This window comes from Saccharopolyspora spinosa NRRL 18395, assembly GCF_000194155.1.
Lineage (GTDB): Bacteria > Actinomycetota > Actinomycetes > Mycobacteriales > Pseudonocardiaceae > Saccharopolyspora > Saccharopolyspora spinosa.
On record NZ_GL877878.1, the window covers coordinates 3,034,940 to 3,047,917 of the forward strand.

The 12,978-nt window shown below is 70.6% G+C and carries 9 protein-coding genes; all 9 read right to left on the reverse strand.

Annotated elements, in window-relative coordinates; all coding sequences use genetic code 11:
* Positions 1-8: 8 nt before the first annotated feature.
* The 9 genes from SSPN_RS0115235 to SSPN_RS0115275 all read right to left on the reverse strand — a co-directional run bounded on the left by SSPN_RS0115235 (position 9) and on the right by SSPN_RS0115275 (position 12,670).
* The gene (locus tag SSPN_RS0115235; protein WP_010695998.1) at positions 9-1,517 is read right to left on the reverse strand and encodes an Hsp70 family protein; all 1,509 of its coding nucleotides are present in this window, start codon (positions 1,515-1,517) and stop codon (positions 9-11) included.
* Complete coding sequence (locus SSPN_RS56730; RefSeq protein ID WP_010695999.1) at positions 1,510-1,650, reverse strand: hypothetical protein; 141 nt, start codon at positions 1,648-1,650, stop codon at positions 1,510-1,512. Before SSPN_RS56730 ends, SSPN_RS0115235 begins: the two co-directional genes overlap by 8 nt.
* Positions 1,647-3,230 carry a TRAFAC clade GTPase domain-containing protein gene (locus SSPN_RS0115245; protein ID WP_010696000.1) on the reverse strand — a complete coding sequence of 528 codons (1,584 nt, stop codon included), beginning with the start codon at positions 3,228-3,230 and terminating at the stop codon, positions 1,647-1,649. Before SSPN_RS0115245 ends, SSPN_RS56730 begins: the two co-directional genes overlap by 4 nt.
* Positions 3,230-5,632, reverse strand: a complete 2,403-nt coding sequence (locus tag SSPN_RS0115250; protein ID WP_010696001.1) for a GTPase-associated protein 1-related protein — start codon at positions 5,630-5,632, stop codon at positions 3,230-3,232. The genes SSPN_RS0115245 and SSPN_RS0115250 overlap by 1 nt, the downstream gene beginning before the upstream one ends.
* Entirely contained in the window at positions 5,629-6,819 is a 1,191-nt protein-coding gene (locus tag SSPN_RS0115255; protein WP_029535361.1) for a TRAFAC clade GTPase domain-containing protein, read from the reverse strand. Before SSPN_RS0115255 ends, SSPN_RS0115250 begins: the two co-directional genes overlap by 4 nt.
* A 163-nt stretch (positions 6,820-6,982) precedes the next feature.
* On the reverse strand, positions 6,983-9,343 hold the full coding sequence (locus tag SSPN_RS0115260) for a SaeA-related protein (protein ID WP_010696007.1): 2,361 nt from the start codon (positions 9,341-9,343) through the stop codon (positions 6,983-6,985).
* Positions 9,344-9,522: 179 nt separating this feature from the next.
* Positions 9,523-11,178: an Hsp70 family protein gene (locus SSPN_RS0115265; RefSeq protein ID WP_010696009.1), complete on the reverse strand. Its 1,656-nt coding sequence runs from the start codon at positions 11,176-11,178 to the stop codon at positions 9,523-9,525.
* A complete protein-coding gene (gene grpE, locus SSPN_RS43915; RefSeq protein WP_010696010.1) occupies positions 11,171-12,022 on the reverse strand; it encodes a nucleotide exchange factor GrpE in 852 nt (283 codons plus the stop codon). The genes SSPN_RS0115265 and grpE overlap by 8 nt, the downstream gene beginning before the upstream one ends.
* A gap of 279 nt (positions 12,023-12,301) precedes the next feature.
* The gene (locus SSPN_RS0115275; protein ID WP_010696013.1) at positions 12,302-12,670 is read right to left on the reverse strand and encodes a snapalysin family zinc-dependent metalloprotease; all 369 of its coding nucleotides are present in this window, start codon (positions 12,668-12,670) and stop codon (positions 12,302-12,304) included.
* Positions 12,671-12,978 lie beyond the last annotated feature (308 nt).

A 12,978-nucleotide genomic window follows, 5' to 3' on the forward strand; every position in this document is an offset into this window, starting at 1 on the left:
CTGCCCCTTCAGCACCGCACCGACAGCCCGGCGATGGTCTCGGCGAGCTGCTCGGTCTCCGCGCCGTCGACGACACCGTCCACATAGGCCTCCAGGTCCAGTGCCGCGCCGCCGAGTGGTTCCCGCGCGGTCACCGCGAGCAGGCCGTCCGCGCTGACCCGCAGCGTCACCTCGATCACCGAACCCGCGGGTAGCGGCGGCAATCCGGCGAACTCGCCGTCCAGCACCCGCCGGTTGTGCCCGACCTCTGGCGACGGCACGTCGCCGGACTGCTCGAACACCTGGATCCGCACCGATCGCTGCCGGTCCACGATGGTGGCGAACCGGGCCGTCGCGACAGCGGGCAGCGGTTCGTTGCGGTGCACGAGGTGTTCGACGAAGCTCCGCAGCTTCTCGTCGTGGCTGTCCTCGATCAGCACGCCGAAGCTGCGCGGCACCACTGCGGCCGTGGTCCGAGCGCCGGCCTGCGACGAGGCGAGCCGACGCGCGCGAACGGCAGCGCCGGAGACGACCGCCAGGTCCGGGTCGACGATCTTCGGAGCGCGGCCGAGATGTGCTTGCAGCGCAGTGCGAATCGCGGGCATCTTCGTGGCGCCGCCGACCAGGAGCACCTCGTCGATCCGGGACACGCCCTTCGCCGCGGCGGCGGCCAGCGCGCGGTCCACGATCCGCAGGGTGCGGTCCACCAGGTCGGCTCCGAGGTCTTCCAACGTCTTCCGGTCTATGTCGAAGCTCGCCGCATCAGCTCCGCAGCGCAGCCCCACCCTGCGCCTGGTGACCGTGCTCAGCTGGCGTTTGACCTGCTCGGTGGCGTCCTGGAGCTGCTGCTGGAAGTCTTCGTCGTCCGGGTCCGCGCCCGGGAACTCGCGGGTGAACGCGTCCGCCAGGTGCTCGGCGATGCGCTCGTTCCAGTTGGTGCCGCCCAGCCTGCTGTCGCCGTCGGTGGCCACCACGTGCACCTCGTTGGCGGCCACGCGCAGCACGGTCGTGTCGAAGGTCCCGCCGCCGAGGTCGTAGACGAGCGCGGCACCCGATTCGGCCTGGGTGGCGTAATGCAGCGCCGCCGCGGCGGGCTCGCTCAGCACCTCCAGCACGTCGATCCCGGCCAGCCGGGCCGCTTGCAGCGTCGCCTCGCGTTCGCGGATCCCGAAGTACGCCGGGACGGTGATCACCGCCCGGACCGTCCCATGTGGACCAAAGCGGGCGATGGCGTCGTCAACGAGGCTGCGCAGGATCAGCGCCGACACCGATTCCGGCGTGTGCCTCGCGCCGTGGAACATCAGCTCGAATGCGGTGCCCATCCGGCGTTTGATCAGCTCGACGGTGTTCTCCGGGTCCAGGCTGTCCCGCGCCGCCGCGCCGACCACGGCCGTGCCGGCGGACGCGAAGTGCACCACCGAAGGCGTGGTGAGCTCGCCCAGCCGATTGCGGACCACTTCGACATCACCGTCCACGATGGACGCCACTGCGGAGTAGGTGGTGCCCAGGTCGATGCCGAGCACCAGCTCGTCAGCCATTGTTCAGCACCGAGGTCACGACGTCGGCGCAGCTGGTAGCCGAGAACAGGATGCTGGCGAGCATGGCGATCGCCAAGACCACGACCAGAAACCAGCGGGACACCCGGTAGTTCACCGGGGGACGAATGCTCATACCGCCTCCGTGGTCGGTTTCTCGTCGCGACCGAGGGCGAAACCGCCGCGCCCCAGCAGCCAGCGGAACGGCCCGGCCGGGGTGAGCCGGTGGCCGGGCCTGGTCCCGGTGACCGACGAGACCACGAAGTAGCGGACCTCGGCGAAGTCCCGCTCCGCGGCCAGCACGAGGTTGTCCAGGCCCGCGGTGTTCAGCCAACCGCGCACCGCCCCGGCGCACAGGTCGGCGGCCCACGGCAGGTCGGTGAGCAGGTCCGCCTTGACCACGGCGATCGCCAGTGCGCGCCGTTGGGTCTCGACCCCGTAGTCGCGCAGCCGCCGGGCCGTCACGTGGTAGACCTGCTCGGGGTCGCCGTTGGCCGGGTGCGCCTCGGCGAGGCGGGATTCCAGGGCGCCGCCGAGCTGGTCACGCACCCAGCCGATGGCGAACGGGTCGACCACGAACACCAGTCCCCCGGCGTGGTCCAGGAATTCCAGCTCGCTGTTGTCGTCCCGGTCGAGGTAGAACTCGCCGGCCGCGTCGAAGAGGTGCACCAGCGCTTGGCCCCGGGACTTCCCCGGGCCGCCGCGGGTGAACCGGACCGTGATCGCCGGGGCCAGCTGCCCGGCCGGGGTTTTCGCGGTGTCGCCGCCGCTGGCGATCAGCTGTTCGCCGTGCTGGAAGGCCTGCCTGCTGGTGTCGTCGACGAAGTCCAGCACCACGCCCTCGGCGGCGGCCACGTCCCGCAGCGTGAACAGACCCGCGTGCACGAGCCGGGTCTTGCCCGCCGACACCGGGCCGAAGACCGGCACCCGGATGTCGGTGACCGCGCCCGAGCCGCCGCGCAGCGGCCGGTCGCACCGCTGGCAAAGCGCCTCCAGCTGCCGGGACGCCCGCAGCACCGTCGTCGGGAGCTTCGCGCCGCACCCGCAGGTGCGCGACGCCGCGCCCAGCACGCCGGGCCGGATGTCGTGGTGCACCACCTGGCAACCGCCGCACCGGTAGGCGGGGACTGCCATCACGTGGTAGCACACCGGGCAGCTCCCGCTGGCCTTCCGCATCCGCCGCACGACGTGGTCGTAGCCGCGCAGGGCGCCGACCACCGCGGCCCACCCGAGCCAACCGACGCCCAGCGCTATCGCGCCGATGATCACCACCTCGACCGCGCCCAGCACCGCACCCAGCGTGACGCCGGTCCAGACCAGGATGGTGATGCCGATGCTCACCCACTTGAGCTTGCTGCCGTCGCCGTAGTTGAAGCCCCACCGCCAGCCGCGCACGATGAAACCGGAACCGTTGTGCCAGGCGGCGATCAGGTCGCGGCGCCACTGGGCGGCGAGGTAGCTCGGCCAGGCCCAGTCACGCGGGAACGGCCCCTTCGGCTCGCGCAGCCCGGCGGTGCCGTTGACCGCGTCGTTGGGCGTGACCAGCACCGGAAGCCGCGAACCGCGCCCCAGCAGGACCTGACACGTCGCGACGAACGCCCAGGAGCTGCCGATCAGCATGAAGAGCGGGAACAGCCAGGCGGCGATGGTGATCACCACCGAAGCGATCCAGAGCCCCAAGCACAGCAGGAGGATGCCGCCGATGATGTACGGCATCACTTCTCCCGTCTGCGGAACAGCCGCCGAGCGAGCTCACGGGTCCGGGTCGGTTTGGGCTTCTGCTGCGAGTACTCCTGCAACCACTCGTGCCAAGCGGCGGCGTCCTCGGCCGCCACGCCGCGCAGGAGCTTGCTGATCCGCCGGTAGTCGGACTGTTTCTGTTTGCCGGCCCAGCGTTCCAGGGCCTTGTCGAACACCTTCCGCACCTCTTCGGAGGTGGTGTCGTGCCAGGCGGTCAGGAACGCCAGCACGACCGCCTGGTCCCGCCGCGACGGCTCGGCCTGCTCGTCGTTCCACACTGCGGGCAGCGCGTGGACCAGCATCTTCTGCAGTTGTTCGCCGCCCTGCTCGGTGGCGTCCAGCGTGGCTTGCGGGGCGGCGCCGATCAGCGCCGCGATGATCTGGTCCGCGCGGGCGGTGAAGACCTCTTCGGAGACGTCCTTCAGCGCCCCGGCATCGGTTTCGGCGCCCTTGCGGGTGAAGGTGCTCAGCCAGGACCGCAGCCGGCTGTCCTCCTCCCACAGCTTGCGCAGGTTTTCCCGGTCGCCGATGTGGTGCCCCAGCATCCGCAGGACATCCAGGTAGTGACCGGACACTTTGGACTTCTCGAGTGCCGCGAATGCCTTCTGCGCCAAGGAATCCGAAACAGCCGTAGCAGGAAGTGCGGTGAGGAAGTCCTTCACCTCGGCCAGGGTGGGCGCCGAATTCCGGAACAGCGCCTCCCACACCGCTTCGCCGGTACCCGGCCTGTCCGGTGCGCGCAGCTGCTCGCGGAAGCGCCCGATGGTCTCCTGACGGGCCGTACCGCCCGCAGCCACCGCCGCTGCTGCGATCGCCGCGTCCAGCGGCATGAAGGGGTCGCTGAGAGTCGGGGCGAGCAGCCGCCACCAGCGGTCGTTGATCGCCTCGCCGACCACGATCGAGTTGGGGCCGGTCAGGCGGCGGGTCAGCGCGTCGCGCAGCAAGTCGGTGATCTCCGGGCCGCACGTCCAGCGCGCCGGGTCGAAACCGGCGTGCGGGTGCTCGGCCCACCACTCGACGAACCGCCCGGCAGCCTCGCCGAACCGCCCCACCCGGGGCCGCACGTCGAACCTGGTCGCGGTCCGCAGCAGCAGGTCCATCCGTTCCGGGGCGACAGCGCCGGCGGCGGCCTCGACCAGGGCGCAGGTCTCCTCCGCCTCGTCCGGGGTCCACGGCCTCGGCGCGAGCGGCGGCGGGGCGGCGGCCGGGGTGCCGCGCACGATCTCGTCGATCTCCGCGCGCAGCAACGCGATCCGCACCCGACCGGCCTGTGCCGTGTTGGTCTCCGCCAGTCTCGCCAGCACCGGCAGCCCGGGCGAGGCGGCCAGCACGGCATCCAGCACCGGCTCTACGACGTCCGTCGCGGACACCGACGGCGGGGCGACCAGCCACTCGGCCAGCGCCAGCGCGGAATCCTGCCCGGACACGGTCTCGTCGAGCATCAGCACCCCGGCGGCCAGCCGATCCGCCGCGATCGGCGGTTTCCCGTTCCGGCCTCGTGCGAACTGGTGCGACAGCTCGATGGCGTCGACCACGTCGTAGGGGTCGGCGCCGAGGAAGCGCGGCACCCAATGCCGGGCGGCGGCGGTCGGCTCGACTTTCCGGTGCTCGCTGCTGACCAGGTTGAACACGGCGTAGTCGGAATTGCGGTCCGGGTCGGCCAGCGATCCGGCCCAGTCCGGGTGCACCGCCAGCACCTCGTGGCCGCTGTACTGCGGATTTGTCGCGAACACCCGGAAGCCCACCCGCAGCGCCCGTTCCTGCGGCAGGAGGAGAGTTCCGGCCGCGATCCAGCGGACCGCGGTCTCCGCGTCCTCGCTGACGAACACCAGCCGGGGCGCGCCCTCGTCGTGCACCCGGTCCATCGCGGAATGCACGGCGAGCAACCAGGATGCGCCGTCCTGCTGGCCCAGCACCCAGTCCCGCAGCGCCTCCACGCCGAGCGGGCCAGCCTCGGGTTCGGCCGGCACCTCCTCGCACTCGGTTGTCTCCGCAGGTTCCTCGACCCACCACCGCGCACCCCACAGCTGCGCGGGCCGGATCGGCCCGTACAGGTGCGGGTCGGCGGTGGCCAGCGCGTGGGTGAACTGGTTGCCCTCCCGCACGCCGCCGGTCTCCGCGCCCAGGTAGATCCCGCGGGCGGTCGCGTAAACCGCGCCGTGCACGTGGACCAGGGAAGGCGGGTAGTCGGAGGCTTCACGCTTCTCGCGCATCCAGCCGACCGGGGCCTCGTAGAGCGCCGAGCGCTGCACCGCGGTCATCATCTCGTCGGTGGTGCCGGGGGTGACGGCCTGGAACTGGAATCCCGCGCCGCCGCGCAGTCCCTGGCCCGGCCGGCAGTCGGTGTAGTACAGCGACTGGAACTCGCGCCCGCTCATCGTCGGCTCCGTTCGATGATCCCGAAGTGGCTGAGCAGCCACAGCAGTGGTTCGTCCACGCGGAACGGCCGCACCCCGGCCGGGTTGATCTGTTTGCGGCCATAGTCCGGTTCCGCACCCAGCGAGGAAACCGCGAAATAGCGGAACGTCTGGTAATGCGCCCGCAGATGTCCGTCGAGGTCGTCGGCGCCGAACTCGGCCAGCAGCGCCCGCAGGTGCTCGTCGGCGTCCTGACCGCCCGCCTCGTCGTACTCGGGCCCGGTGGCCGGCGGGCGCAGCAGCGGGTGGTTGTCGCCGAGCATCCCGAAGAACGCGTCGATCTTGGAGAACACCACGGCGATCGGGGTGCTGATCTTCTTGCGGTCGCTGAGCCCGACGCTGGAGCGCAGCATCTCGGTGACCCGGTTGAGCACGTTGACCGGCGGCTCGGCGTCGCGGCGGCCGACGTCCGGCACCGCGATCCGGTCTTGCGCACCGGGCAGCTGGAACGGGTCGAGGAGCACGATCAGCCCGTCCGCCGCGGTCAGGTAGGCCTGGCTGTTGACGAATTCCTGGGTCGTCATGTCCTCGCCGGCGGCGTCGTAGAACGACAACGTCGTGGTGTTGTGCACCTGGCGGCCGAACTGCACGCGCGGCTGCCGCCACTGCATGACCAGCGGGATGCGGATGCCGTCGGCGGAGCTGGCGGTGGACTCGAACAACGCCCGGTCGTCGAACAGGGCCTGTTCGTAGCGTGCCAGCCACTGGGCGGTGCCGACCCCGGCCTGCTCCCCGGCGAAGGAGATGTCGGCGTCGAAGCGGCGCCGGATGTTGTGCCGCAGTTCGTGCACGAGCACCGTGGTGTAGACGGTCTTGCCGGCGTTCTTGCCGCCCACCACCCCGATCAGCGGGCTGCGGCTGTCGGCGAAGTTGGCGGGCAGCGGCGTGTGGCACACCGGGCAGGCTCGGATGCCGCTGACCGTGCCGCAGTCCGGGCACGGCGCCCGGCGCGGCGTGCGCCCGAGCAGGGCCTTCGGAGCGGCGAAGACCGGCCAGGAAGCGGGGGCGTAGCCGGTGAGCCGCTGCCGTTCGGGGTCGACGACCTTCCGGCACTTCTCCTTGCCGGGTGCGGGCCGACCGGTGCACTGGAACCACAGGTTGCTCGCGGGAAACCGGTGGTAGCAGTAGGGGCAGGCGAGTTTGGCCATCAGCAGCCTTCCCCGGACTCGTTCCACGCGGCAAGCCGCCCGACCACCCCGTTCCACCGCGATTTCAATGGAAATCGGAGGTCCGATTTCCATTGAAATCGCGGAACTCCTCGCTGGGGGGCGACGGGCTTCGGGGTCGGTTGTGCCGCATCGAGGATGTGCATCAGGACACCTTCAGCTGGGAGATCGGCGGATCGATCAGCTCGATACCGGCGGCGTGCACGAAGCACCGCAGCCAGAACGGTTTCCGGCGCGGCAGTTCGACGGTCAGCTCCACCGGTTCGCGGAGATCGTGGACGCCGCGGTGCAGGACCTGGCCGTCGTCGGGTTTGAGCGGCATGACGCGGCCGGGCGCGACGATCACCAGCACCGTGCATTCCGGCACCGGCTGGTCGGCGGTCAGCACGATGCGCGCGGTGCTCGTGCCGAACAACCGGTTCTGCCGTTCGACCCGGTAGCTGACCTGCGGCGGCGCCCCGGGCACCGCCAGCGCGGCGGGCAGCGACCGGCTTTCGCCGTTGTCGGCGGTCGCGATCGCCGACACCTGCGCGCGCACGGTGCCGGGCCCGGCGTCGATGCGGCAACCGCCGTCGGCCTGGTACTGCTGCCGGGTCAACCGCAGCCGCCCGCCTCCGGTGTCGGCCAACGCGTTCGCCCAGGTCACTTCGGCCATCCGAACGTCTTCCGGCCACACCCACGACAGCACCAGCTGGCCGCCGAAGCGCCGCGCGTCCAACGAGGTGACCGGCGGCAGCGTCGCCGCGGCCCGCGCGGTGTGCCGAACCGGCACGGCCTCGGCCGAGACCTCGGTGCCGTCCGGGCGGCGGTACCGAGCGGTCAGCAGGTAGGTGCAGTCACCATCGATGTCCACTGTGGAATCGCGAAAGCCGTTGCCACCGCTGGTCGGCACCGGAACGTCCGCGGCTTCCCCGTCGCGACGCCGCCGCACGTCCACGCCGACGGCGTCCCGGTGAACGACCCAGCTCCCCTCGACCGCCCCGCCGCGAACGGCCAACCGCACCTTGTGCACGGGCGGCAGCACGTCGATGGTCGCCCCGACCGGCCGGGACCAGACGCCACCGTCCCCGGCGGCGAAAACCGCGTACCCGACGCTCCCGCCGGCCGCCACGGCGGCGTCCACCACCGCCGTCTCCCCGCCTTCGGCGACTATGTCGCCGTCGTCGGCGTCGCCGGGCATCCGCCCGGCCCGGCGCACCACCCGGTACCGGGTGCCGTCGTCGTGGTCGGGCAACGCCTGCCACGACACCCGCACCCCGACGCCTTCCGGCTGCGCCGTCACGGCGTCGACCGGGCTCAGCGGGATCCGCCGCAGCTCCGCCGCTATCGCGTCGTCGTCGGCGGCGAGCCGCGCGGCTTCGCCGAGCTGGCGCCGGGCTTCGCCTTCGGCTCCGCCGCGCAGCGCGCGGTGCGCGGCTTCGCGCAGCTGCCGCACTTGCTCCGCGTGCCGGTCGACGGCCGCTTTCGCGGCGGTCGCCTCGTCTGTGTCGGTGATCGCGGCGAGGGTCTGCTGGGCGGCGATGAGCTGGCCGTCGGACAGCAGCTCGGCGACCTTCTGCAGGCCGGTGACCGGTGGCGCCGTGGCGCCGGTTTCGCTGAGGACGCTCACCACGGCCTGCCGGACTTCGCCCGCGTCCAGCCCGCTTCGGCCGAGCACCTTCAGCAGAGCGCTGGCGGGTGCGCCGTTCTCGCGGAGCCGGCGCACGTCGTCGAGGAGGTGGTAGAGCGCCAGCAGCCGGAGGTCCGCGCCGTCCTTGCCGAGCGCCGTGTTGAGGATGCCGAGCGCCTCGCGGGCGGCCTGGTTTCCGGAGCGCCGGTTCTCCCGGTCGATGGCCTGCCGGATGGCTTTCGCGGTGAGCCCGGTCGGGGAGGACGGGGTGCTGTCGAATTCCACCAGCAGCCGGTAGCTTTCGAGCTTGCCGTGCAGGAGCTCGGGAATTCCGGTGACTTCAGCGTCGCCCAGCAGGGCTTTCAATCGCCGGAACAGGGTCTCGGACAGGCCGCTGGTCTTCGGCAGTTCCCGCGGTGTCGCGGTCTGCACGCCGGCCTTGTCCAGGGCTTGGTCGACCTCGGCGGGCGCCAGCTGGCCGAACGTCTCGCGCATCGTCGCCAGCTGCCCGGGCGTGATCAGGCCCAGTTCGCCGAAGTTCGCCTTCAGCATCCCGACGAGTTCGTCGATCTGCTCTTTGCTGGCGCCGGCCCGGTCGTTGTTCCGGTTGCGCCACCACGACATGCCGGACATCGCGTCGCCGTGCGCGCGCCGCAGCTCCTCGTCCTCGCGCAGGAACGCCTTGTAGACGCTGGTGGTGAAGCTGGACTTCGCGGTGGATTGGGCGCTCTTGTTCCAGTGCGAACGGATCTGGGTGAGCCGCTGCGCCAGCTCCGCGTCGGAGCAGCCCGGCTCGACCGCGTACCTGGTCAGCAGGTCGTCGGGTAATCGGCCGCTGCGTCCCCGCAGCGGCCGCACCACTTCGCGCTCGTAGGCCTTGGGATCGAAGGGTTGCATCGGATCCTGTCTTTGACCTCTGTTCGATCTTCATCTCGGACTTGGCGCGGCCGCCGCCGCAGGTTCTCAACTGTGTCCGGCGGGGACACCCCGCGCCCCGGGCAACCTCGCGGAGGACAGGCCCGACGCGGTGAATCGGGCGCGCATCGCGGCGGGAGTCCTGTTCCTGGTTCGGGTTCTCAACCGGAGACCGTGATCCCGGCGACCACTTTCTTGGCCTCGGCGACCTCCTCGTCGCTGCGCACGCTCACCCGGACCTTGATGTCCAGCGACTTGCCGGTGGACGGCTCGGTGGCGGTCAGCTCCAGCAGGCCCTCGTCGTCGACCGTCATGCGGATGTTCACCGGCGATCCGGCGGGCAGCTGCGGCAACCCGTCGATGAGCCCCTTTCCCTCGTTGATCGGCTTGTTCTCGTCCAGGTCCGGCCCGGCGACCACCCCGGACTGCTCGAACAGCTCGATCATCACCCCGGTCTGGCCGTCTTCGACGGTGGCCGCCTCCAGCACGCGCTCGTCGGTGGGCAGCGAGTCGTTGGCGTGCACGAGGTGCTTGACGAAGTGCTTCGTCGGCTTCTGCTGCCAGTCCTGGTCGCTGGTGTCGACTAGCTTCACGCCGAAGGCCTTGGGCAGCACGTTGCGGGTCTGCTTGGCGGCGAGGTTCTCCAGCGCCTTGACCGAGATCCCGGTCTGCTGCGCCACGTTCTGCACCGCTTCCGCGACACCTGTAGCGCCCTGCTCGGCGGCCTCGGTCATCTCGCGGTGCACCACGCGGCCCAACGCGTACAGCGCGGCGCCCTTGGCCACCGCCAGGTCCGGGTCGTGCAGCTTCGGGTCCCAGCCGAAGTCGGCGCGCAGCCGCTCGGCGACCGCGGGCATCTTGGTGGACCCGCCGACCAGCAGCACGTCGTCGATCTGCGCGCCGGGCTGCTTGTCCTGCAGGGTCGCCAGGGTGCGCTTGACGATGTCGACGGTCTTGTCCAGCAGGTCCTGGGTTTCGGTCTCGAACTGGGCGCGGGTCACCTCGACGCGGGCGCTGACCCCGGCGCCGCGCAGCGCCACCGCGCGGGATTCCGCCTTCGACAGCTGTTTCTTGGTCTCCTCGGCGGTGGTGGCCAGCGACTGCATGAACTCTTCGTCGTCGTCGGCCTCGGTGCCTTCCGGCGCCTGCTCCAGGAACTTCGCCAGCAGGTGGTTGCGCAGCCGCGTGTCCCAGTCCGCGCCACCGAGGTTGTCGTCACCGTCGGTGCAGATCACCACGATCTCGTCGGAGGACACCCGGATCACCGTGGTGTCGAAGGTGCCGCCGCCGAGGTCGTAGACCAGGATCGTCTTGTCCTCGGCGTCGGTGGTCGCCTCGTAGTGCAGCGCCGCCGCAACCGGCTCCGGCACGATGCCGATCACGTCCAGCCCGGCGATCTGACCTGCGTTCTTGGTCGCGCTGCGCTCCAGCATGCCGAAGTAAGCGGGCACGGTGATCACGGCGCGCGTCGCATCGCCACCGGTGTGCGCGGCGGCGTCCTGGGCGAGCTGCTTGAGGATCAGCGCCGAGATCGACTCCGGGGTGTAGGTGGTGCCGTCGAACTGGAACTCGGCGTCGCTGCCCATCTGCCGCTTGATCAGCGACACCACCCGGTCCGGGTCGATGATCGCGGAGTTCTTCGCCACCGACCCGACGACCACGTTGGACTCATTCTCGAAGAACACCACCGAGGGCGTGGTCTCGTTGCTGTCGGTGTTGCGGCAAACCGCCGGTCGGCCGGTCTCGTCGACGTACGAGATGGCCGAATAGGTGGTGCCCAGGTCGATGCCGAACACCCTCAGGTCGCCGTCAGACATCTGCGCTCATCCCCTCTGCTCGCGGGTCGTTCTCGGTGGCCGGCGCGGATTCGGCGCTCCAGCGGTACACGTGCACCCGCGCGGGGACGGTCACGCGATCGGTAGTGGTGTCCAGGTATCCGTCGGAGACGACCACGGCGATCCGCTCGTGCTGGGCGGGGTCGTCGGCCGGGAGGACCTTGATGGCGCGGTGCTCGCGCGGCGCGAACTCGGCGCCGATCTCCGGTCGGATCGGGGCGCTGCCGCAGCGCTCCAACGCCTGCTCCGCGCTCAGCGCGAAGGATTCGAGCAGGTCCACGACCTGCTGGCGGCCGATTTCGGCGGGCAGCAGGCCGGCTTGGTGCAGCAGGTCTTTGCGGAGGTTCTGCAGGTCCTTGGTAATCGGGCGCAGCACGAGGTTCTGTTCCCCGGCGCGCAGCCGCTCCACGTCGGCGTGCAGCTTGTCGATGACGCGCTCGCGGGCGACGGCCCGCTCGTGGTGTTCGTGGACTTGCTCGGTGAGCGCGGCGACCGCCTCGGCTAACCGCGCGACCGGGTCCGGCGGTGCGTCGGGTAACGGCTCGGCGGATTCCCCGGGCTGCTCGCCGGTTTCCGGTTCGACCGCCGAATCAGCGGCGTCGTCCCCGAGCTCAGCCGGGTTTTCCGGCGGCCCGACCAGTTTTCTCGCCGCCTCGGCCGACCCTTTCGCAGGCTCAACCTGGTCATTCTCCGATCGGGCCGGGCCAGGCGGTTTCCCGGCCGATTCGACTGCCGGTTCGCCCGCCGGCACCGCCGGTTCCCGCGCGGCGTCGACCGGTTCGCCGGTTGCCGGCTGCCGCTCGTCGTGCCCTGGCTCGTCGCGCATGACCTCGCCCGCCTCGCTGCTCTCCGCTGTCGCGGAGTGACCCGTTGATGATCAGCAAGCCTAGTACCGCCAAACCCCGTTCAAGCGGGATTCACGGAGTTTGACGGCAGCGCAGCGAAAGCGGTTCCTGGCACCGATTGCTCCGAACCGGTGAGCCAGGTCCCGTGAGCGCTTGCGGGAGTATCTCACCGAACCGCACTCACGGGCCCTGAGCAGGCGAAACAGCAAGTTCTACCGGCTGGTGGCGCATCGGGGCGAAGGCCACCGCCACCCACGTGTTCACCGCGCGGCAAGCACGTCTTCGCGGAACACCTGCGGGGCGATCCGCACGCCGCCGGCGAAGTTGCGCTCCACCTCGGCGATCTCGTCCAGGTTCGGCTTCGCGTTGCCGCAGTCCGGCCCGGCGCTGGCGCCCGACACCAGGTCCTCGCACACCCCGGTGCGGTTGTCCGGCAGGCCGAGGATGTGGCCGAGCTCGTGCGCCGCGATGCGGATGGTGTCGTCGCCCTCGTTCACCGTCTGGCGACCCATCCAGGCCCGGCCCGGCCCGAGCCCGATCACCTCGGTGCGCGGCCGGCCGTCGCCGGCGAGCACCGCGACGAGAAATGCGATGAGCCAACGGGTCTTAACGTCCGAGGCAGGTTCCATCTGCTGACCTCCTAGCGCAGTTGCCTTTCGTCGATGTGCCACAACACGAATTTCCCGGAATAGAAGAAAGTTTGTTGATGGAGCTGGTTCGCGAGGCCGTGCGGGTAGCAGAACCCGGGACGACGTCCGAGAACCCGCGGCGCAAGCTGCGCAGGTGGTCCTAGCGCCTCCAGCGCGTGCTCACATCCGTATGCGTTCGGGTACCACGGTTGCGGTTGGCCACGGGCCCGGAAAAGGGACTCCACCAAAGCGATGATTCCGGTGGAGGACGGGAAATTGCGTGGCCAGTTGTTCTGCGCAACCCCAGA

Excerpts from the sequence above, each read along its gene's own strand:
- SSPN_RS0115275 (WP_010696013.1), bottom strand. The coding sequence starts at position 12,670 with ATGGAACCTGCCTCGGACGTTAAGACCCGTTGGCTCATCGCATTTCTC.
- SSPN_RS0115265 (WP_010696009.1), bottom strand. The coding sequence starts at position 11,178 with ATGTCTGACGGCGACCTGAGGGTGTTCGGCATCGACCTGGGCACCACC.
- grpE (WP_010696010.1), bottom strand. The coding sequence starts at position 12,022 with ATGCGCGACGAGCCAGGGCACGACGAGCGGCAGCCGGCAACCGGCGAA.
- SSPN_RS0115250 (WP_010696001.1), bottom strand. The coding sequence starts at position 5,632 with ATGAGCGGGCGCGAGTTCCAGTCGCTGTACTACACCGACTGCCGGCCG.
- SSPN_RS0115235 (WP_010695998.1), bottom strand. The coding sequence starts at position 1,517 with ATGGCTGACGAGCTGGTGCTCGGCATCGACCTGGGCACCACCTACTCC.
- SSPN_RS0115260 (WP_010696007.1), bottom strand. The coding sequence starts at position 9,343 with ATGCAACCCTTCGATCCCAAGGCCTACGAGCGCGAAGTGGTGCGGCCG.
- SSPN_RS0115245 (WP_010696000.1), bottom strand. The coding sequence starts at position 3,230 with ATGCCGTACATCATCGGCGGCATCCTCCTGCTGTGCTTGGGGCTCTGG.
- SSPN_RS0115255 (WP_029535361.1), bottom strand. The coding sequence starts at position 6,819 with ATGGCCAAACTCGCCTGCCCCTACTGCTACCACCGGTTTCCCGCGAGC.
- SSPN_RS56730 (WP_010695999.1), bottom strand. The coding sequence starts at position 1,650 with ATGAGCATTCGTCCCCCGGTGAACTACCGGGTGTCCCGCTGGTTTCTG.